Genomic DNA, 21527 nt, shown 5'->3' on the forward strand with positions numbered 1-21527 from the left:
TATTATCTTTAGGCTTATTATTGTTTTTAGATTTATTATTTCTATTATTTCAAATTATTTTATTGCATCTGCTATGACTTTAGCTATTGATATACAGCTAACTTCTGATTTTAATGAATCTGTACCTGCTATAGATTTAGCTCCAGCTGCATATATTTTCAAAACAGCATCATTTACAAGAATGGGATGAACACAACAAACACTAACAGATTCTGCGCCTTGTTCTTTTAGAATTCCTATTGCATTAACAATTGTGCCTCCAGTAGCTATAATATCATCAATGATTATTGCTTCTTTTCCTTTAACAGATCTTATATCTACTTTCTTTTCATTTTTGTTTAAATTAACTAGTTCTGGATCATCTTCAGAAAAATCACACCTAATATCTGCAATTTTTGTTTCAACTTTATCAGGTCCTAAGCGTACTTTATTCATATATGTACAGCTACAATCAATTATTTTAGCTATATCTTCTGCAAAGCCCAATGCTCCTTTATCAGGTGCTATTATTATGGGGTCAGTAGATATGGAATCTATATAATCAGCAATTGCTCCCATAGCTGAGATATTTTTAGTTGGAATATTAAAAAAGTCTCTTACACTATCTTCGTGAAGATTTACGGAAATTACTTCATCAGCACCAGCGTCTTCAATGATATTAGCTATTATCTGTGCTGAAATTGATTCTCCATTTTTAAATCTTTTTTCTTGTCTACCATAACCAAAATATGGAATAACAACTTTTAATCTTTCAACACCAAGGTCTTTCAATGTTTTTATTAAAAATAATAGTTCAATTAAGTTTTCATCTTGAGGATATCCTGTGGATTGTATAATAACTGCTTCTTTATCAATTTTTCCCTTTACTCGAAGATATCTTTCTCCATCAGGAAATTTTTTCGTTTCAATTGGACATAAACAATCTCCAAGTTCTTTTGCAACATTAGCTGCTAATTTTTGGGACGCTGAACCACCGATTATCAATAATATCACCATTTAACTATAAGATTAATATGTATTATTTATTATTTATAGTTTAGTTTTTACTTAATAATAAATTAATAATAAATATAGTAATAATTATAGTAATAACTATAGATATTAATAAATATTTTAGTATTAATTATTTTAGTATTAATATATTATTTTAATTTTATAATATAACTTTTTAATTATTTTAATAACTTTGATCTAATATTTTAATAAATAGTATTATTAAACCTAAAATTAGAATTAAGTATATTAATATTTAGCAATATTTGTTAATATTAATTAATATTTTTGGATATTTTTATATTTTAGATACTTTTATATTTTAGATATTTTTATATTTTAGATATTTTTGGAAAAATATATTATATATGTTTTATAAATATCTTTTTAATATATCTAATTTAAGTTTTATATATTTAAATTTAAGTTTAATATATAATTTCATGTTGGATATATAGTTTTAAGTTTATATATTTAATTTAATAATGTCTAATTTAATATTAGATTTATTTTTTTAAGAGGTGTACTGATGCATGAATTATCAATGGCAGATGGTATTTTAAAGGCAGTTATTTCAAATGCAGAGCAAAATGATGCTACTGAGGTTACCGAAGTTACTATTGAAATTGGAAAGTTAGCTCTCCTAAATCCTGAACAAGTTAAGTTCATGCTTGGTGTTCTTAGTGAAGATACAATAGCAAAGGATGCTAATTTTGTCATGGTTGAAATTCCTATTGAAATTAAATGTAAAGAATGTGGATATATTGGTTTAGCTGATAGTGATGACTTGGATCATTATGCTCCTATGGTGGAATGTCCTAAATGTGAAAATAAAGTTATTGAAGTTACCAATGGTAAAGATTGTATTGTAAAAAATATAGTTATTGAAAAACCTGATGATTAGGTATTATTTTTATTAGAAAATTGACTCTGATTAGGATAATTATTAAAATATCATGGTTATTAAAATGACATGATTATTAAAGGTTTATAAAAGTTTATTAGATATTGAGAGATGGTTATTAATGCATAAAGTAGCAGAAATTGAAGTTCAGCATAATATAATGAAAGCTAATAAAAAATTAGCTGATAAAAATCAAGAAATTTTTGATAAAAATAATGTTTTTTGTGTAGATTTTGTAGGTGCAATTGGTTCTGGTAAAACTTCACTTATCGAAGATCTTATTGATAATATGTATGGTTCAATTGGAGTTATAGCTGGTGATGTAATAAGTAAATTTGATGCTGGTAGATTTGAGCGTCATAATGTTCCTGTTGTAGGTTTAAACACTGGAAAAGAATGTCATCTTGATGCACATCTTGTTGAACATGTTTTAGATGATATGCCAATGGATAAAATTGATTATCTTTTCATTGAAAATGTGGGAAATCTTATTTGTCCTGTAGACTTTGATCTTGGTTCTCACATGAGAATTGTGGTTATAAGTGTTAGTGAAGGTGATGATACTGTAGAAAAACATCCTTTAATATTCCAGAGTGCAGATCTCGTTATTATTAATAAAGTTGATATAGCTGGTGCTGTTGGTGCAGATAGTGAGAAAATGGTTAATGATGTTCATGATATTAATCCTGAAGTTGAAGTTATAAAAACCAGCCTTAAAGAAGGTGTTGGCTTGGATAAAGTTATTTTAGCTATTGAAAACTTTAAAAATAACATTTAAGATTATATTGTCATGTTTAAATTTAAGCTTAAAATACTGTCATATTTAAAAATATTATTTAAATTTAAAAATAATATTTAATATATTACTAAAATTGAATAAAGGTGATTATTTTGAAAATTTGGATAGATATAACAAATTCTCCTCATGTAAGATTTTTTAAAGATATAATTAAATATTTTCAAGATGAGGGTGAAGATTTAATAATCACTGGAAGACAATTTGGTGATATTCATAAATTAATGGATATGTATGGATTCGATTTTATTTCTGTTGGAAAACATGGTGTTTCTCTTGAAGAAAAGTTAAAAGAAAGTACAGCTCGAGTTGATAGTTTAGTTGATATTATAGCTCATGAAAAAATTGATGTTGCTTTATCTAAACATTCTATTGAATTACCTCGTATTTCATTTGGTCTTGGAATACCAAGTGTCTATGTTTTAGATAATGAACATGCTGAAGCAGCTAATAAACTTACTCTTCCATTGTGTGATAGATTGATAGCTCCAAGAATCATTGATATGTGGAAGTTAATTGGTTATGGTGCAAATCCTAATAAACTTATTAGATACAATGGAACTTCTGAAATAATTCATTTTAAAAGTTTTAAATATAATGAAAATATTTTAAATGATTTAAATATTGATTTAAAAAATCCTAAAACTATTTTAATGAGACCTGAACCCTCTCTTGCATCTTATCTTGATGCTGACTGTAGAGAGTCTGTTCTTTCTCCAATTGTGGATGTATTGAAAGAATATGCAAACATTTTAATTTTGCCTCGTTTTAAAGAACAATCAGAGATATTTAAAGGTATTGAAAATGTTACAATTTTAAAGCCTCCCGTAGATACTTCAAGTATAATAAAACGCTGTGATTTAGTTATTGGTGCTGGTGGAACAATGAATAGGGAAGCTGCAGTTTTACATACCCCAGTTATCTCATGTTATCCTGGAACTCCATTATCTGTTGATAAATATTATATTGATAAAGGATTAATGTTTAGATCTAATAATACCGAAGAAGTTATAAATAAAGCACTTAGCTTTCTTGTTAATCCTTCTAAAAAGAAAGAAATTAAACATGATAATTTATTCCAATTGATTGTTGATAATGTATATGAGTTAAGTGGTAAAAAATAATAATATTTTTAATGATATTTGCTATTTTTATTTCATTTATTTTTTTATTTCCTTTTACTACTATTATTTACTTTTATTTAGTCTTTTCTAATCTTTTTTAATCTTTTTAATTTTCTTTAGTCTTTTTAATCTTCTTTTAATCTATGATATTTTTATTTATTTTCTAATATTAATTGTGATTCTTATTTTTATTATTTATAGATGATATTTATAGATAAGTTTTATAGATAATTTTTATAGATAAATTTAAATACTTATAAAATAAATCTTTTATAGGTATTATAATATCATTAATACCACTAATTGCTGCTAATATTTAGGGGCTGGTAGCTCAGATGGTAGATCGTCGCCTTGGCATGGCGGAGGCCCCGGGTTCAAATCCCGGTCAGTCCATTTTTTAATTTACTTCTTTTATACATCCACTATCTTTAAAAATTTTCATGAGAGTTTTTAAAAGTATTTAGATGTGTTTTCTAATTTTTAGAAAAACTTTTTATTGAATAAGTATAAATACATTTATACTATAAATAATAAGATTATGAATATCAAATTTTAATATAGACCTTGATAATAAATTTTAATAATAAACTTTAATGATAAATTTTAATAATAAATTTTTATATAAATATATTTAAAAGGGAGTTTTCAATGCCTTTAATAGCTCAAAATCATTTTCAATTTATATTAGAAATAGGGGCAATAATATTTGCTTTGGTAACATTTACTATTAATTTAGTTCCAATTTCTCTTAGTATAATTACCTTCCTTTCACTTTTCTTATCAGTTGCATTTACTCTTCTTTTTGGAGCAGATTTAGCAATGCTATTTTTATCCTTTGGACAGAACGAGTTTACACATCCTTTTGGACCAATTGCACTTTTAGCGATTATAACTTCTTTAGCTTCATTAAAAGTAATGGAAGATTCTGGTGTTAATGTAAAAAGTTTACAAAAATTTGTATTTATTTTATTGATAGGAGTAACTGTATTTGGAGGGTTAATGCATAGATCTTTCTTACTTCTTTGGATTTTAGGTTTATTTGTAGGATATTTCCTAATATCTAAATCTTTTAGACAAAAGTCATTTTTAACTGTAAAAAGAGTTTTGATATTTTGTGGTTTAGGTGGAGCAGCTTTTGTTTGTCTTGAATTACTTTCTGCTATAACTCATATGGAAATATTTTCTCCACTTCTTAGGATTACAAGGATTGAAACAAATTCTCTTGCAAGTTTAAAGATGGTTTTACATAATACACAGTTAATTGGTCACACTCCAGGTTCTGCATATTGGGGTGCTGAAGATACTGGATTTGCTTCAGGCTATATAAGTCTTCCAATGTCGTTCATTCTATTGTTTGGTTTACCGTTCCCATTGTTTTATGGTGTTTTGGTAACTAAAAAGGATGCTATAGACTATATGCTTCCTGGAATATTTGGATATTCCTTTGATTTTGGATATCTTGGTTTAATTGCTCTGGTTGGCTTCACTCTATTTACGATAATCATTGGGCTCATGGTTCTTCGTGAATATAGGGCTAAACGTGAAAAAAACAATAAAAAATATCTTGGAAAAGAAGTTCTTTTAATAGGGTCTCTTACAGCTTTTATAGCTCAAGCTATTGTTGGTATGTTTATATTTAATCGTTCTATTAATGGTACTGCTCTTTTAACATTCATATTCCTTGCTTCGCTAGTTATTTCCCATGTAATATCGCTTAAACGGAACTAAACATTATTTATATGGTATTAATTTAAGTATTATAATTTGAACATTTATTAATATTTAATATTAAAACAAGCATTTATTAGTATTTAATATAACAATTAATATTAAAATGATTAAATACAAACATATTTAATTATATAACATGATTAATTGTATAATGATGAGTAATTGTATAATATTTTTAATTAAATAGAACATATTAATAATATATTTAATTATCTTATATTGTTATTAATATTATTACTATTATTACAACTATTACTATTATTATGGATTATTGTTTTAGAAAAAAATTTGAAAAAATATAGAAATAAAAGATAGTGGGTAAAATTATGAAAAAAGCTTTGATTTTATTAGGATGTCCCGAATCTCCTTCTCAAACTCCAATGGCGATTTATGCTGCTCAAAAATTAGCTAAAATGGATTATGATGTTACTGTTGCTAGTACTCCATCTGCAGCTAAGCTTTTAGAAGTTTCAGATCCTGAAGAATATTATGTAAAAAATAAGACTGATATTGAATCATGTTTAGATGGTCTAGAAAAAGGGCAATATGATTTATTAGTGGGGTTTGTTCATAAAGATGCTGCTGCTTCTTATTTTATTACTTTTTATCATCTTTTAGAATGTGAATCTATTGCTTTAGTTTTTGAAAAAGATAATGAGTTATTAAAAGAATTTGTTAAAATGGTTGATGAAAATACTGATTCTAAGATAGTTGCTGTTAGAGCTTTCCATAATCCAACTCCTCTTAGAGTTAAATTTGATAAAGCTTTAAAAGATTTATAAGTATTCATTTTTATTATTATAATTGAATATTACTTTAATATATGGGGTGATTATATATGTCATTTTGCTTAGAAACTTATCTTCAACAATCTGATGATTATGAAGTTTTATTATCTCGCGCAGGATTTAAAGAATGTGCAGAAATTATAAAAAAGAAGTCTAATGAGGTTCTTTATATTAATCCTGGTGATAAGGTTCTTGGTGCACGTATTATAGGAATTCCTCCAATTCCTGTTGGTATAAACAAAGATAAGGGGACTATAATAATTTCTTATACTAAACCTTGTCATGGGACTGCAGCTATTGAACTACCTGTAAATGATGAAGAAATTGAAAATATTAGAAAGATAGCTATTGAAAAGTAGTGTTATATGTTTAGTAATGTATATAATAATATATATATATATATATATATATATAATAATATAATTATAATTAAAAATGTTATTATATGTAGTAATATATGTAAATTATGTAATAAAATATGTAAATGCATCATAAATATTAATGTTATAAATTTTAATATTATCATGATCTTAATATTATCATGAGTAACAATATTATTATAAGCAGTAGTATCATTATAAACTTTAATTTATAGTTCTAACTTTTATCTGAGCTGATTTTAACTATTGAAATTTTCTTTTTATTCATTTTATTCATTTTATTCTTTTTATTAATTCTTAATTTTTGGTGATTAAAATTTTTGGTGATTAAATGATAAGTACTGTTGTTGGTAGCTATCCAGTTTTTTTAAAAAAAAATAAATCTATTAAGGGAAGAATACTTTCCAATATAGGGGCTTATGACCCATATAAATTAGCTATACGTTATGCTGTTGACTCACAACTAAAGGCAGGAATTGATCTAATTTCTGATGGTCAAGTTAGAGGTGAAATGGTTGAAATATTTGCTAAATCTATTCCTGGTTTTGAAATTGAAGGAAACACTTATTCTATCAAATCTAAAATATATAAACACAATAAATCTATTGGGGCAAGTGATTTAAAATTAGCTATCAAGTATATGGAAGACTTTTTATCTAATTCTGAAGAATTTTCCCGGGAAGAAAAATCTAAAAAAGGTTTAAAAGGTATAATTACTGGACCTTCTACTATTATTCAATCTTCTAAATTAGGACCTATATACAAGGACAAAAACAAGGCTATAATTGATATGGCTTATGCACTTAAGGAAGAGTCTAGGTCTCTTGAAAAGGCAGGAGCTAAGATAATTCAAATTGATGAACCTTTCTTTTCAACTGGTTTAATAGATATGGAAGTGGCTAAAGAATCTATTAATATTATAACTGAAGATTTAAGTGTTCCTATAGCTTTACATTGTTGTGGGGATGTTAAAAACGTCTTTAAAGATCTTATATCATTTAATATAGATGTTATCGATTGTGAATTTGCAGGTCATCCAAATAACTTTAATGTTTTAGAGAAAAATGTTAATTATTTAATAGATGAAGGTAAAAAAATTGGTTTAGGTGTTATAGATACTAAAAAACCTATTGCTGAATCTGTAGAAGATATATCTAAAATTATTGAAAAGGGGATTAAGATTGTAGGTAAAGAAAACCTTCTAATAGATCCTGATTGTGGTATGAAACTTTTACCAGATGAAGTGGCATTTAAAAAACTTCAAAACATGGTTAAAGCTATGAATTTACATAATTAGCTTTATTGAAGATTTTAAAACAAAAAATAATTAAATTAATAAGTAAATAAGAATATACAAATAAAAATAAATAATTAAAATCAAAAAAATAAATAAGTGATAAATAATATTGTTTAATAAAAATATTATTTAACTCTTAATAACATATAAACAGAGCCATAATCTGTTGAGGTTCTACCTTCAGTAATTGTTTTTCCATCTTTATCAGTAACTATTACATGAGTAGTTCCACTTCCTTGTTGATTAATTGTAATGCTTGCATAGTTGTTTATAGTTCCTAAATTAATTTCTTGACTACCAGAGCCACTATTTTGAGAGTATCTTCCATCAGTTGTAATATATGATGTCCAACTATTTTCTGTTTCTATATTAATGTTATATTCTCCCGGTGGTATGCTAATTGTTGAGGTTGTACTATTATTTCCTCCAATTGTAATATTCGCATTACTTATTTCATTGGTTACTTGATTAGCTACGAAAACAAAGGTTATAGCTCCAACCACACAGAAAATAGCTATAACAATAATCAATATCACTGCTACTTTTTTTCCTGTACTCCATTCATCAAAACCCATTTTAAACCCCCTAAATTTTAAATTATATGTTATATATATTAATATTATGTATTTATAAGTATATAACTATTGTCTTTTAGCTATGCATTTGTCATAATAATTATTAATATTATTGTTAATATTACTATTAATATTACTATTATGATATGAAAGTACTATGATATGAAAGAAGAAACAACTAATAAGATAAACTCATTAAAGAATAATGTTGGAAAAAAATTTAATTTAAGATTTAAAAAATTAAAATATAATAAAATGAACAGATTTTTGATGTTTTGTAGCTGAAGATATTTTCCTCTTTAATAATAAATATTAAGAATAAGCAAAAAATTAAATTCACAAATTTTTAATAAATCTAAAAACTAAAGAATTTACATACTATTAAAAGACTTTCCAAAGAAATATTGGAGCCAAAGAAACAATTGAATTTATTAAATTGATAGAAATTTAATAGATTTGATGAAATTATTAAAAATAATAACACTATAAATGATAATAAAAATTAAAGTTTATAAAATATATCACCCTAAAAAAGTATTATTTTATAAATAATGACTAATATAAAAAATATTAGGTTATATTATACAAAATTAAAAAATTTGTATTTATTAAAGAGAATGATGATTTAAAATAATAAACATAGATATTAATCTTGATTAGGGTGTGAGTTAATGTTTGAAAAAGAATTAATTCAAGATATTAATGAATCAAAACATAAAAAAGAAGTTTTAAAACTATTATTTAAAAAAGAAAGAACTAAAAATGAGATGATGGAGATTTTAAAGATAAAAAGTCTGGAATTGTCAAGAATACTGAGATTTCTTAGGAAAAATGATCTTATAGAATCTCATATGTCATTTGACCATCATGTATTTGAATATTACATTGCAAAAGATGGAGTAATCTTATTGACAATGTTAAATAGTGAAAACAATAATGATTAAACTTAAATTTATATAATTTTTTAAAATACTTCATTTTTTTGGAAATTAACTTTTATTAATGCATCATATCATATTTTTATTTATATTTTCTATTATATCTTTATTTGTTTAATATATTTTTATTTATAATTTTTATTTTTTCCAAAAATTAATGAAGAATCTACTTAGTTTTATAGTAATAGCTATAAATTATACTATATATTATTATATATAATATTATATAATGTATTATAGATAGATTTATGTAGAAATTCAAATAATAATATTTAATTCTCAAAAATATTTGGAGATATAAAATGCCTATATTAATAGAAGTTGATGAAATAGCTGATGGATGGGAAACATTAGTTAAAGAAATAATGAAAGATGGTAAGGATGTTAATGATGAAAGAGGTTCTTTAACTAAAGAAATTTTAAATGTAATGGTCTCTATTAAAAAACCATTTGGCAAGGATGCTGGAGGGGATTTCTTTAATATTCAATCTAATTCTAATGACATATCTAATATAAGAGTTCCTGAAGGCTATTTCTGGAAAGGTGACAGGTTAAAAACTTATAGTGAACAATTTATAAGTGACGATAAACAAGGGTTTGTTTATACTTATGGAAACAGACTTAGAGCTCATTTTAAGGGTGTAGATCAGATAAATGAAGCTATCGAAAGGCTTAAAAATTGTAGAGAATCTAGAAGAGCAATTTCTATTACCTGGGATCAAGTGATTGATTCAAAAAATGATGAAGTTCCTTGCATGATTTTAGTTGACTTTAAAATAAGGGATGATAAGCTTTATACAACTGCTCTTTGGAGAAGTCATGATATTTATGGGGCTTGGTTTCCAAATGCAGTAGGTCTTAGCTATCTAGCTCAATATGTTTCAGAAAGGGTAAATGCAAGTATTGAAACAATAACAATTCATTCAATCAGTGCTCATATTTATGAGGTTAATTTTAAAGAAGCTCAAGAACTTTTATAGTTATTAAATAATTATTTTATTATTATATTTTATAGATTATAGTGCTACTTTTTATAAATTATTATTTTATTTTTATAAAGTACATTTTTATAATTCATTATTTTACTTTTTTTTTTTTAAAAAAAAAATGTTAATTCTAATTTTCATTGCATAAATTTAATAATGATAATAGTAAAATAAATAATTATATTGATTAATATCTTATCAATATTATCTTATCAATATTCTATTGATATTACTTCTATAATTTTTTATATTATAATTAAAAAAATTACTATATTAATAAAAATTACCAAATAAGAGGATATAATGAAAATTGGGATGTCACATGGTGCTGGTGGAGAAGTTATGGGGAAACTTATCTCTGAAACTATTCTTAATAACTTATCAAAAAAATCTGTAAATGGAGGGATAGGGTTAGATGCTCTTGATGATGGGGCAACAATACCTTTAGAAGATTATGAAGTGGTTGTTACTACTGATGGTCACACTATAAATCCTTTGTTTTTCCCAGGTGGAGATATTGGTAGAATTTCTGCAGCTGGAACAATAAATGATGTTGCTGTTATGGGAGCAAAACCATTAGCTATTACAAATGCAATGATAATTAAAGAAGGCTTTTCTATTGAAGATCTTGATAAAATTATAAAATCTATGGATGAAACTTGTGCTGAAGCAGATGTTGCTGTTATAGCTGGTGATACTAAGGTTATGGAACAAGATAAAATTGATGAGTTGGTTGTAGTAACTACTGGTATTGGTATTGTAGAAAAAGGTAAAGCTATAAGAGACTCTGGATTAAATGTTGGGGATAAAATAATCATTACTGGGAGTGTTGGAGATCATGGAATGTCTTTAATGTCTTTTAGGGAAGGTTTTGGTTTTGAAACCGACCTTAAATCAGATGTTGCTCCTGTGTGGGGGATGGTGGAAAAGGCTCTTGAAGTTGGAGGAGTTACTGCTATGAAAGATCCTACAAGAGGAGGATTAGCTAATGCTATTAATGAAATGGCAAGTAAATCTGGTGTTGGAATTCTTCTTCAAGATGAAGCAATACCTATAAAGCAAGAAGTAAAAGCTGTTTCTGATATGCTGGGTATAGATCCTTATGAAGTTGCAAATGAAGGAAAAATTGTTATGGGTGTTAAACCTGATTTAGCTGAAGAAACATTAGCTGCGATTTCTAAAGATAAATATGGAAAAGATGCAGCTATTATCGGGGAAGTTATTGAAAATAATAATAATAATAATAATAATCATGTTTTAATAGAAACTGAAGTTGGAGGTCAGAGGATTTTAGAATCTCCAATTGCAGATCCAGTTCCTAGAGTATGTTAATTTTTATTTATTATATTTATTAAAAAATCAAAGAATTCTTAATTTTATAATATTAAATCAGAGATCTCTTAATTTTATAAAAATAAAAATTTTCATAATTATTAATTCATTATTTTAGTATTAATTCATGATTTAATAGATATTTATTAAAATGGTGTTATCATGGTAAGTGTGTTTAAAAAAAGGGTTTTAGCATATATCGCTGATTATTTTGTTGTTTCAGCTATTATGTGGATTATAGCAGAGTTATTGTATCTTATTGTATTCCCTTTTTCTGCATTTTTTGTTTATGAGTATATGATAATTTTAGCGCCTATCATTGGTTTAGCTTATTTTATTTTACTAGAAAAAAAGTTAGGAACAACTGTTGGAAAACATTTATTATTTTTAAAGGTTCTTTCAACTGATAGCTATAATTATAATAATAAAATTTCATATAAACAATCTGTAATAAGAAATCTATCAAAAATTTATTGGATACCTATAATATTTGATATTTTAATTGGTAGGTTTACTGGTTCTTCTAATGAAAGAATTTTAGGAAGACTTTCTCATTCTGAAGTTGTTCTAGAAGATATGGAATATTCGAATAAAGTAAGCTTAAATCCTGAGTTAAGCGAAGATAATGATTAAATCTAAGATAATGATTAAATATTATTAATAATTTTATGAATATTGGTTTTATAACTGTTAAATCAATAATTTTTAAATTTATTATTGTTAAATCTATAACTATTAAATCAATAAATATTAAATTAATAAATATTAAACTTATAATTTTTAAAGCTATACTTAACTGTTAAATCTATAGCTGTTAAATCTCAACTGTTAAATTATGAATATTATGTTTATGAATGTTAGGTGATAATTTGGAAACAATTATATGGCCAGTTTATATTGATTCAAGTAAAAGTCGGAATGATGGAAGGAAAATTAGTAAAAATGATGCTGTAACTAATCCAAAATTAACTGAAATCTCTCGTGCTGCACGTAAATTAGGTTTAAATCCTAAAACTGAAGATGATAAATATTATCCTCGGTTTTGGTGGGATAGTTCTGGGAGAATCATAATTGAACGTGAAGAAATATCAAAAAATAAGCTTTTAGTTAATATTAGCCAATCAATAAAATCTTTAAGAAAAAAATAATTTAAAGGTATAATTATTTAAAAGTAATCATTAAAACTAGATTAGTTAAAGGTACAATTATATTTAAACTAAATATGTTTTAGGGGATAATTATACTTATTATTATAAATATTATTAAAATTATTAATATTTAATGTTATAAATATCTTTATATATATTATTATGAATATTATTAATTTTAAAGAGTTCTAAAGGGAAAGTATGGAAAAATTACCTTTGAAAATGAAACAATTATTCAATAAAGCTAAATTAATGATAGAATCTTCAGAAGATATTAAAATTTACAGTCATAATGACTGTGATGGTATATCTGCAGGAGCTATTTTATCTACAATTCTTGATAGACAAGAAAAAGACCATGATATTGAGATTGTTAGTTTAGATAAACTTGAAAATTTGGAAATAGAAAATGAGTTAACTATATTTTCAGATTTAGGTTCTGGCCAAGAAGTTGATAAATTAGCTAATAATGATTCAAAGATAATTATTTTAGACCATCATCCTCCTATTCGAGATTTAAACTATCGAGATAAGGCTTCTTACAACTATTTAGAAATAAATCCTCTTCATCATGGTATTGATGGTTCTTATCATGTTTCTGGTGGAGGATTAAGCTATCTATTAGCTAGAGAATTTGGTTATATTGATTTAAGTTGGATTGGGGTTCTTGCAGCTATTGGAGATATGCAAAATAGTAGTTCTGGTAAACTTGAAGGTTTAAATTCAATTATTTTAAATGATAGTGTTAATCAAGGTTATGTTCAATCAATCAATGATTTATCTTTATATGGAAGACAAACCCGTCCTCTTTTTGTAGCTCTCTCTTATTTTAGTGATGTTAATTTACCTATAACTAATAATAGAACTGAATCAATAGCTTTAATGAAAGATTTAGGTATTCCTCGTAAAGTTGGTGATAGGTCTAGAACACTTAGTGATCTAGATATTTCTGAAAAGGGAAAATTATTTTCAGAGCTTGTTAAAATGTTATCTAAAGAAGTTCCTAAACGATATATTCATCATGTTCCAAAGCTTGTAGCCAGTGATTCTTATGAGTTTATGATGGAAGAAAACCATACTTTTTTAAGAGATGCTGCTGAGTTTTCAACTGCTATGAATGCATGTACAAGGAATAATCGTGAGGATATAGCTTTAGAAATATTAAAAGGTAATAGGACTGATTCTCTAGATCAACTTGAAATTATTTCAAAAGAGCATAGAAGATACCTTGCTCAAAATATTCACAGAATCGAAGAAGAAGATATGATTAAAAACTTAGATAATATACAATACTTTGATGGAAATGGTATTAAAAGTCAGGTTGTTGGAACTATTGCTGGTATGATTCTTAGTTATGGTGATTGGAGAAAACCAATGATTGGTTTTACTCAAATTAGTGATGAAGATGAAAACTTAAAAGTTTCTCTTCGCTGTTCAAGATTACTTGCTTATGATGGCATTCATTTTGGTAATATCATAAGAAAAGTGTCTAAATCTGTAGGGGGTAGTGGAGGAGGACATTCTGTTGCTTGTGGAGCTTATATTCCTATTGATAAAAAAGAAGAGTTTTTATCCACTTTCAATAATCAATTAAATGGAGTTTTATAAATTATTATATATGGAATTTTATTATATATGTGGAGTTTTATAGATGAAGATCTTATTTTTAAATTTACCCTACAAGTTTAATATTAGTCGTGCTAGTAGATGGCCTGAAAAGACTAAGGCAGGAACACTTTATTATCCTTATTGGTTAGCTTATGGTGCTGGTGTTTGTGAAAAAAAGGGTATAGAAACTAAATTAGTGGATTGTATTACAAGAGAATACTCTATTGAAGATACCTTAAATGAGATATCTAACTATAATCCTGATTATATAATGGCTGAAATAACTACTCCTACTTGTTTTTATGATTTTGAAACTATAAATATTATAAAAAAAGAAAATCCCAATCTTAAAATTATTATTGGAGGTACTCATGCAACTATACTTCCTGAAGAAGTTTTAAATCAATGTAATGGGATTGATTTTGTTGTTCGCCAAGAATATGATTTTACAATTCCTGAAATTATATTTACTCTGAATAATTCTGGAAATATTGATGATAAAGGAGATATTTCTGAAATTAAGGGAATATCTTATAGATCTGATGCTATTCATTCAGATGATGAAAGTATTGAAAGAGGAAAAATATTTCATAATCCTGATAGAGTTCCTTTAGATAACCTTGATGAGCTACCTTTTGTTTCAAAAGTTTATCAGAAATTTTTAAATGTTGATGATTATGCTTATGCTTTTGCTCAAAAACCTATGATACAGATTGTTAGTGCAAGAGGTTGTCCTAATAAATGTAATTTTTGTTCATATCCTTCTACAATGGGTGGAAGACTATTTAGAACAAGGAGTACAAAGGATCTCGTAGATGAAATAGAGTATATTCTAACTGAAATGCCTGAAATTAAAGAAATTTTCATTGAAGATGATACTTTTACAGTTAATAATGAAAGAATCATTGATTTTTGTGATGAGATAATCAAAAGAGGTTTAAATCCGATTTGGTCTTGTAATACTCGTGTAGATTTACCTTTTAATGTTATGAAGAAAATGAAAGAAGCTGGGTGCAGGCTTCTTGTTACAGGATATGAATCAGGTTCTCAAAAAGTTTTAGATGAAACTAAAAAGGGTATAAATTTACAACAATCTCTTGATTTTGCAAAAAATACGAAAAAATTAGGTATTAAAGTATTTGGTTGCTTTATGATTGGGCTTAAAGGTGATAATTTAGATACTATCAATGAAACTTTTGAATTTGCAAAGAAAGTTTATCCCGACATGTGCTTTTTTCAACAAGCTGTTCCTTTCCCAGGTACTGAATTTTATGAATGGGTAAAAGAGGAAGGTTATCTTATTACTGAGGACTATTCAAAATGGTTAAATGATGATGGTTACTTAAATTGCCTTGTAAACTATCCTTATGCAAGTGCAGATGAAATTGAGAAAATTCGAGATAATCTTATGAGTAAATATTATTTTTCATTTACCTATATTTTTAAAACATTTTTAAGCAATTTAGATTGGATAGAGTTTAAAAGGGTTTTTCGTGGTGGTTATGCTTATATCTCATTTAGACTTAAAAAATTAGTAAAAAAGAGCTAAAAATTAGCTAAATTGTAATATGTTTAGTTTATTAATATTTTTAATTTCATAATATTTAGTTTGAATAATATTCTTAATTTGATTAGTATTATTTTTACTTTATCAATATTATTTTACTTTTATTAATAATATTTTTAGCTTTATTTTAATTTGAATTAATAATTAATGGAGTTTTTATTATTACTATTATTACTATAGATAATAAGAGTATCAATAACAAGAGTATCAATAAAATCGATATCTCTACTAATGATATATTTATTGAGAAAGATTATAACATCAATAATACTATAAATAATACTATAAATAATAATATAGATAATAATATTAATAATACTAATTATAAAATTAGTATTATAATGCCTATTTTTAATGCTGAGAAATATTTAGAAACTTCTTTGAATTCTATAGTTAATCAATCAATCGGAATAGAGAACCTTCAAGTTATATTGGTTAATGATGGTTCTACAGATAAAACTAAAAACATTATAAATGAATATGCAATGAAATATGACAATTTTTTAGCCATTCACCTTGAAAATAATATTGGGGGAGCTTATGGCCCTAGAAATATTGGTTTAAAATATGCTGTTGCTGATTATTTAATGTTTTTAGATTCTGATGATAGATATGAATTAAATGCTTGTGAAATTCTCTATAATAAAATATCTTCAGAGACTTATGGAAATTTAGATATTGTCTTTGGAAGATATAAACGTGTTTATTCGAATTTTAATGATTTTAATAATAATTTCAACAATTATAATAGTTCTAACAATTATAATGCTTCTAACAATTCTAACAATTCTAACAATTTTAACAATTCTAATAATTCTAATAATTCTAATCTTTTTAATTCTTCTAATTCTTCCAATAAATATCATGACCATGAGTATATTCAAAAGTCTTATTCTCCCTATGAGGATAATATTGATGAATTTAGTGATGATATTTTATACAATCATTATTTGTCTTCTATCTCTTTTTTCTTTTGGAAAAATATTTTCAGTCCTTTATTTTATGGTAAAAAAATAAAGAAATATGATACTGATAATCTTAATGCTGATAATGATTATATAAAAGAAATTTATATTAAAAATATTAATGAAGATATAAATATTTTAAAGATTCTTCCTTCAATCTGGACTAAAATATATAAGAGAGATTTAATCATTGAAAATAATATTAAGTTTCCACCTTATATTTCAGGAGAAGATTTAAATTTTGTTGTTGAATCCTATTTAAATGCAAATGGAATATTATTTTTAAATGAAGTGTTTGTAACTGATTATTATATGAGGGATTCTCAAGATGACAAATCTGTTACTAAAAATGTTTCCTTTAAACTTGTTTTTGATTCTCTGAAATCTTATAAAAATTGTTTAGATTTATGTAATAAGTATGAGTTTAAACATAGTGCTTTGATTTTAAATCCTTTTTTATTGAATTGGATAAAACTATTTTTAAAATTTAAAGGAAATAACAATGAAAAAGAGAAGATTTTAACTTTAGCTAAACAAATGAAAAAATCTTATAATGATGGTTTTATAGCTAAATTATTAATGTCTTTTACTATCTTTATAATAAAATTTTTTTAATAATTTTAATATAAACCAATATAAACCTAATATGAAGTAATATAAACTAATATAAACTAATATGGACCTAATATAAACTCAATATAAATTTAAAATCTTATTATTTCAAGTATTATTTTTCCTTTAATTTTGTTTAATGATTTTATTATCTAATGGTTTTGTTTTGTATAATTTTAATCTTTAGAATTTAATCTTTAAAAATGTTAATCTTTAAAAGCATATAATTAAATACATAAACCTAATTATTATTATATAAGAGTATAAATTGTTAAGTATAAACTTTTAAGTATAATTTGTTAAAATAACAAAAGTATAAATCATTGCTAATATAGATATAATTAAAACTATTGTTTATATTGTATGGAGGATACAATGAAAATCTTTAAAAAAAGAGGAGAAATGACTCATTTTCAGATATTGAGCGAAATATCTAAACAAGAACCTCATTTACGTCAAAAAGACATTGCAGAACGATTGGGAATAACAGTACAAGCAGTATCTGAAAATATAAAGACTTTAATTGAGGAAAGATATATAACTTCTAAAGATGGTAGAGCTCCTTATAAAATAACTCAAAAAGGAATATCTAAAGTTAAAAAAGATGCAATAAGTCTTAGAAAGTATTCTGATGATGTTTTAGAAACTATGAATTATTATAAATCTATTTGGCCTGCTATTGCTACGGAAGATCTAAAAGAAGGTGAAAGTGTTGGTTTATTCATGGAAGAAGGGCTTCTTTATGCAGGTAAATCTAAACAAAGTGCTAATGCTGAAGTTTTATGTGATGTTAAGAAAGGTGAGGATGTTCCTTTAAGTTCTTTAAGTGGGCTTATTGATTTAAAAGTAGGTCAAGTAATTATAGTTACTTTACCAACTATTAAACAAGGAGGGTCACGTAATGCTGATCTTGAATTGATTAAATCATTGTACACTTCTGATTTTAAAAAATGGGGAATTGAAAAAATAGATAGATTTGGAGCTATGGGTACGGTTTCTAGATCTGTAGCTAATAAATTGAGTATTCCTGTAGATATTGAATTTGCAATATCTTCTTCTAGTATATCTGCTGCAAAAAAGGGATTAAATGTTTTAATTTTAGTTGTTGGGGATATGGCTAAGGGCATTATAAGAAGATTAGAAGACGATAGTATTAAATATAATGTAGTTGATGCTCATAAATAATTTAATTATTTTTAATTATTTTTAATTATTTTTAATTATTTTTAATTATTTTTAATTATTTTTTAATTATTTTTTAATTATTTTTAATTATTTTTTAATTATTTTTAATTATTTTTTAATTATATTATTCCTATTTAAAACGTTATTTTATTAATTATTTTAATATTTTTTATATTTTTATTTTTTATTTTTATTTTAAAAAAAGAAAAAGGGAAAAAGAAAAAAGAAAAAGTTTAAATTTTATAGCTGTTATTGTTTCTTATAATATGTGATACCTATTAGAGTTAATAACACTAGAAGTATTAAGTTTATTGGCAATCCTGTTTTTTTCATACCTGCGCTAGTTTTATTGAGTTCTTTTGGATTTTTAATTGTTTTATTGATTTTTTCTGAATTTTCAGTTGTTTTATCATTATTTTTATCATCACTTTTATCATCATCTTTATTATCATCTTTATCTTCTGGTTTGGGAGTTGGTATTGGTTCTTTTATTAATTTTATAATTTCTGTGTTGGTGCTTGTTAGATAATCTTCATTTTCTATGAATGTCACTGTGAAAGTTAATTTCTCATCGATTAGATCATCTTTATTAATTACGTATTGTACTGTAGCTATTCCATTGTCATCTGTTATAGCTTTAAAAGTTATATTTCCAACATTAAATACTATTTCTTTACCATCTAATAGATTACCATTTTCATCAGTTAGTTTAGCTGTTAAAATTATTGTTTTTCCATTTTTGCTTTTCATGTTATTTGTTGTAATATTTGTTTTTAGAATTTTCTTAGAGCTTATATTACCATTAAAAGATTGTTGTCCATTATCAGTTACAAAAGTATAAAGTATATTTCCAGTATCATTTAATATCACATCAAAGGTTTTGCTAAATTTTGCATCAAAAGAAGTGTAAACACCATCAGTAAGATTTGTGTAAACATTTGTTACAAAATATGGTAATAAACTAGCATTAAAATCACTATTATCGTTTAATTTGAATGTGTATTGGAAGGTAACTACACCATTAGAGTACAATGAGGTTAAATTAACAATATTTATAATAAAATAATTGCTAGGTATTAGGTCGAATAATTGATTTGGAGTGTAAGAACTTCCCCACCAGTTATAATCAGCATTACTATTAATTCCAGTGTTATTTAAATCATAATTTGTATTGTTGAAAATTCTATTATAATTAATTGTAGTATTTGTTGCAGCTATACTTAAAAATATGCCTTGATTGTTATTAAAAACATTACAACCTACTACACTGATATTATTTCCAGTTATATTGATAGCTAACTGATTGTTTGTAAAATTACATCCTATAATGGAATTATTAACACCTCTTAAATTAATAGAAGCATTAACATTATTGCTAAAAGTAGAATTAATCACACTAGTTTCTTCACTATATAAATTGTAAATAGCACTACCTCTCTTAGCTGTGTTGTTTTCGAAGCTACAATTAGCTATCTTTAAAAGATAATTATCATTATCTTCAACTGCACCACCATCTCCAGATACATTGTTTCCTATAAATCGAGAGTTGAGTATTTCAAAATAGGAATCTCCATTAATAGAAAAAGCACCTCCATGTTGTGCAGTATTATTTGTGAAAGTAGAGTTGTTTATAGTAATATATTCATTCCACATATTGTAAATAGCTCCTCCACAAAAATTAGCAGAATTATTAGTGAATACGGTATTATTTATATTTATATATATAGTATTCCTGATGGTTATAGCACCACCACATCCATTATTTCCAAGTGCTGTATTATTGATAAAATTTGAATTGTTAATAGTAAAATTTTCTTCTCCTTCAGTATGGATAGCACCACCTTCACGAGATCTTGCAACATTATTATAAAAATCAGAATCAATTATTTTAAAGTTACTAGCAGTATTATATATTGCTCCACCATAATTTGCATTACTATTACTGAATGTACAATTTATTATTGTTAATGTTCCAGATCCTATTTTATAAATAGTACCACCATTACTAGAAATATTTCCATTTATAAAATTTATGTTAATAAATTTTATATTTGAATTTCCAGTTATATTGAAGATTCTTCCAAGTTTTTGTGCATTGATTATTACTGAACCTGCTGGCCCACTTCCTTGGATTGTAAGATTTTTATTGTTAAATGTTATGTTGTTGTTCCTATCTGTAGTTTTGTTGTATGTTCCAGAATTTAGTGTTATAATATTAATATCATCACTACTATTATTTACTTTACTTATAGCTTCATTAATGCCTCCATTATCATCTGAATTGAGTGTTATATCTATTGCGTTAGCTGAAGATATTGTAAATAAGAATGAAATTATCATTATTGGTATTAATAATTTTTTATATTTTTTCATACATTTTCACCCCCATTAATATTAATTTTTTGTATTCAACTTTCATTAACATGAGTTCAATACAACATATACGTTAATGAATGATATTATTTAAAGTATATATAAAAAATTTAAACCAAAAGACTTTTCTATAGATAATGAAATATAATTATTGAAATGATTTATTTTTAACAAAAAGTTGTATATTGTTTAAAATATATATAAAAAATTCAAATCAAAAGATTT

At 25.0% G+C, this 21527-nt stretch carries 19 protein-coding genes and 1 tRNA gene; 17 read left to right on the forward strand and 3 right to left on the reverse strand.

Annotation, left to right across the window (positions count from 1 at the left end; translation table 11 throughout):
* Nucleotides 1-54: 54 nt before the first annotated feature.
* Complete coding sequence (locus MarbSA_RS09875; RefSeq protein WP_042703618.1) at nucleotides 55-984, reverse strand: ribose-phosphate diphosphokinase; 930 nt, start codon at nucleotides 982-984, stop codon at nucleotides 55-57.
* A gap of 538 nt (nucleotides 985-1522) precedes the next feature.
* Between MarbSA_RS09875 and hypA the strand changes: the two genes are divergently transcribed.
* The 8 genes from hypA to MarbSA_RS09915 all read left to right on the forward strand — a co-directional run bounded on the left by hypA (nucleotide 1523) and on the right by MarbSA_RS09915 (nucleotide 8013).
* Nucleotides 1523-1897: a hydrogenase maturation nickel metallochaperone HypA gene (gene hypA, locus MarbSA_RS09880; RefSeq protein ID WP_042703619.1), complete on the forward strand. Its 375-nt coding sequence runs from the start codon at nucleotides 1523-1525 to the stop codon at nucleotides 1895-1897.
* A 121-nt stretch (nucleotides 1898-2018) separates the two neighbouring features.
* Nucleotides 2019-2675 carry a hydrogenase nickel incorporation protein HypB gene (gene hypB / locus MarbSA_RS09885; RefSeq protein ID WP_054835309.1) on the forward strand — a complete coding sequence of 219 codons (657 nt, stop codon included), beginning with the start codon at nucleotides 2019-2021 and terminating at the stop codon, nucleotides 2673-2675.
* Between the two features lie 104 nt (nucleotides 2676-2779).
* Entirely contained in the window at nucleotides 2780-3817 is a 1038-nt protein-coding gene (locus MarbSA_RS09890) for a DUF354 domain-containing protein (RefSeq protein WP_054835308.1), read from the forward strand.
* Between the two features lie 320 nt (nucleotides 3818-4137).
* Nucleotides 4138-4210 (forward strand) — tRNA-Ala (locus tag MarbSA_RS09895).
* A gap of 255 nt (nucleotides 4211-4465) precedes the next feature.
* Nucleotides 4466-5545, forward strand: coding sequence for a hypothetical protein (locus MarbSA_RS09900; RefSeq protein ID WP_042703625.1), 1080 nt, complete (start codon nucleotides 4466-4468; stop codon nucleotides 5543-5545).
* 329 nt (nucleotides 5546-5874) lie between these two features.
* Nucleotides 5875-6330, forward strand: a complete 456-nt coding sequence (locus MarbSA_RS09905; RefSeq protein WP_042703627.1) for a DUF1890 domain-containing protein — start codon at nucleotides 5875-5877, stop codon at nucleotides 6328-6330.
* Nucleotides 6331-6386: 56 nt separating this feature from the next.
* Nucleotides 6387-6695, forward strand: a complete 309-nt coding sequence (locus tag MarbSA_RS09910; protein ID WP_042703629.1) for a DUF1894 domain-containing protein — start codon at nucleotides 6387-6389, stop codon at nucleotides 6693-6695.
* A gap of 352 nt (nucleotides 6696-7047) precedes the next feature.
* Complete coding sequence (locus MarbSA_RS09915) at nucleotides 7048-8013, forward strand: methionine synthase (RefSeq protein WP_221061535.1); 966 nt, start codon at nucleotides 7048-7050, stop codon at nucleotides 8011-8013.
* A gap of 125 nt (nucleotides 8014-8138) precedes the next feature.
* Here the strand turns inward: MarbSA_RS09915 and MarbSA_RS09920 are convergent, their stop codons facing one another.
* Nucleotides 8139-8588, reverse strand: a complete 450-nt coding sequence (locus MarbSA_RS09920; protein ID WP_221061536.1) for a hypothetical protein — start codon at nucleotides 8586-8588, stop codon at nucleotides 8139-8141.
* Between the two features lie 671 nt (nucleotides 8589-9259).
* Between MarbSA_RS09920 and MarbSA_RS09925 the strand changes: the two genes are divergently transcribed.
* The 9 genes from MarbSA_RS09925 (at nucleotide 9260) to MarbSA_RS09965 (ending at nucleotide 18929) form a co-directional block, all read left to right on the forward strand.
* The gene (locus MarbSA_RS09925) at nucleotides 9260-9532 is read left to right on the forward strand and encodes an ArsR family transcriptional regulator (RefSeq protein WP_042703632.1); all 273 of its coding nucleotides are present in this window, start codon (nucleotides 9260-9262) and stop codon (nucleotides 9530-9532) included.
* A 296-nt stretch (nucleotides 9533-9828) separates the two neighbouring features.
* Complete coding sequence (locus tag MarbSA_RS09930; protein WP_221061537.1) at nucleotides 9829-10506, forward strand: thymidylate synthase; 678 nt, start codon at nucleotides 9829-9831, stop codon at nucleotides 10504-10506.
* Nucleotides 10507-10815: 309 nt separating this feature from the next.
* The gene (hypE, locus tag MarbSA_RS09935) at nucleotides 10816-11844 is read left to right on the forward strand and encodes a hydrogenase expression/formation protein HypE (RefSeq protein WP_221061538.1); all 1029 of its coding nucleotides are present in this window, start codon (nucleotides 10816-10818) and stop codon (nucleotides 11842-11844) included.
* A 162-nt stretch (nucleotides 11845-12006) separates the two neighbouring features.
* A complete protein-coding gene (locus MarbSA_RS09940; RefSeq protein ID WP_042703637.1) occupies nucleotides 12007-12477 on the forward strand; it encodes an RDD family protein in 471 nt (156 codons plus the stop codon).
* 236 nt (nucleotides 12478-12713) lie between these two features.
* Nucleotides 12714-12992: a signal recognition particle protein Srp19 gene (locus tag MarbSA_RS09945; RefSeq protein ID WP_231493734.1), complete on the forward strand. Its 279-nt coding sequence runs from the start codon at nucleotides 12714-12716 to the stop codon at nucleotides 12990-12992.
* Nucleotides 12993-13193: 201 nt separating this feature from the next.
* Nucleotides 13194-14600 (forward strand): single-stranded-DNA-specific exonuclease RecJ, encoded by a 1407-nt coding sequence (gene recJ / locus MarbSA_RS09950; protein ID WP_042703641.1) that lies wholly within the window; start codon nucleotides 13194-13196, stop codon nucleotides 14598-14600.
* A gap of 43 nt (nucleotides 14601-14643) precedes the next feature.
* Nucleotides 14644-16149: a B12-binding domain-containing radical SAM protein gene (locus tag MarbSA_RS09955; protein ID WP_221061539.1), complete on the forward strand. Its 1506-nt coding sequence runs from the start codon at nucleotides 14644-14646 to the stop codon at nucleotides 16147-16149.
* A 359-nt stretch (nucleotides 16150-16508) separates the two neighbouring features.
* The gene (locus tag MarbSA_RS09960) at nucleotides 16509-17747 is read left to right on the forward strand and encodes a glycosyltransferase family 2 protein (RefSeq protein ID WP_221061540.1); all 1239 of its coding nucleotides are present in this window, start codon (nucleotides 16509-16511) and stop codon (nucleotides 17745-17747) included.
* 372 nt (nucleotides 17748-18119) lie between these two features.
* Nucleotides 18120-18929 carry a DUF7839 domain-containing protein gene (locus MarbSA_RS09965; RefSeq protein ID WP_221061541.1) on the forward strand — a complete coding sequence of 270 codons (810 nt, stop codon included), beginning with the start codon at nucleotides 18120-18122 and terminating at the stop codon, nucleotides 18927-18929.
* 249 nt (nucleotides 18930-19178) lie between these two features.
* Here MarbSA_RS09965 and MarbSA_RS09970 read toward each other — a convergent pair whose 3' ends face one another.
* Nucleotides 19179-21302 (reverse strand): right-handed parallel beta-helix repeat-containing protein, encoded by a 2124-nt coding sequence (locus tag MarbSA_RS09970; RefSeq protein WP_221061542.1) that lies wholly within the window; start codon nucleotides 21300-21302, stop codon nucleotides 19179-19181.
* Between the last annotated feature and the right edge of the window lie 225 nt (nucleotides 21303-21527).

Origin of the sequence: Methanobrevibacter arboriphilus (assembly GCF_019669925.1) — an archaeon.
GTDB lineage: Archaea > Methanobacteriota > Methanobacteria > Methanobacteriales > Methanobacteriaceae > Methanobinarius > Methanobinarius arboriphilus_A.

Coding starts and splice junctions, on each gene's coding strand:
- MarbSA_RS09970 (WP_221061542.1), bottom strand. CDS start 21,302: ATGAAAAAATATAAAAAATTATTAATACCAATAATGATAATTTCATTC.
- MarbSA_RS09915 (WP_221061535.1), top strand. CDS start 7,048: ATGATAAGTACTGTTGTTGGTAGCTATCCAGTTTTTTTAAAAAAAAAT.
- hypE (WP_221061538.1), top strand. CDS start 10,816: ATGAAAATTGGGATGTCACATGGTGCTGGTGGAGAAGTTATGGGGAAA.
- recJ (WP_042703641.1), top strand. CDS start 13,194: ATGGAAAAATTACCTTTGAAAATGAAACAATTATTCAATAAAGCTAAA.
- MarbSA_RS09925 (WP_042703632.1), top strand. CDS start 9,260: ATGTTTGAAAAAGAATTAATTCAAGATATTAATGAATCAAAACATAAA.
- MarbSA_RS09900 (WP_042703625.1), top strand. CDS start 4,466: ATGCCTTTAATAGCTCAAAATCATTTTCAATTTATATTAGAAATAGGG.
- hypB (WP_054835309.1), top strand. CDS start 2,019: ATGCATAAAGTAGCAGAAATTGAAGTTCAGCATAATATAATGAAAGCT.
- MarbSA_RS09920 (WP_221061536.1), bottom strand. CDS start 8,588: ATGGGTTTTGATGAATGGAGTACAGGAAAAAAAGTAGCAGTGATATTG.
- MarbSA_RS09910 (WP_042703629.1), top strand. CDS start 6,387: ATGTCATTTTGCTTAGAAACTTATCTTCAACAATCTGATGATTATGAA.
- MarbSA_RS09965 (WP_221061541.1), top strand. CDS start 18,120: ATGAAAATCTTTAAAAAAAGAGGAGAAATGACTCATTTTCAGATATTG.
- MarbSA_RS09930 (WP_221061537.1), top strand. CDS start 9,829: ATGCCTATATTAATAGAAGTTGATGAAATAGCTGATGGATGGGAAACA.
- hypA (WP_042703619.1), top strand. CDS start 1,523: ATGCATGAATTATCAATGGCAGATGGTATTTTAAAGGCAGTTATTTCA.
- MarbSA_RS09940 (WP_042703637.1), top strand. CDS start 12,007: ATGGTAAGTGTGTTTAAAAAAAGGGTTTTAGCATATATCGCTGATTAT.
- MarbSA_RS09955 (WP_221061539.1), top strand. CDS start 14,644: ATGAAGATCTTATTTTTAAATTTACCCTACAAGTTTAATATTAGTCGT.
- MarbSA_RS09905 (WP_042703627.1), top strand. CDS start 5,875: ATGAAAAAAGCTTTGATTTTATTAGGATGTCCCGAATCTCCTTCTCAA.
- MarbSA_RS09960 (WP_221061540.1), top strand. CDS start 16,509: ATGCCTATTTTTAATGCTGAGAAATATTTAGAAACTTCTTTGAATTCT.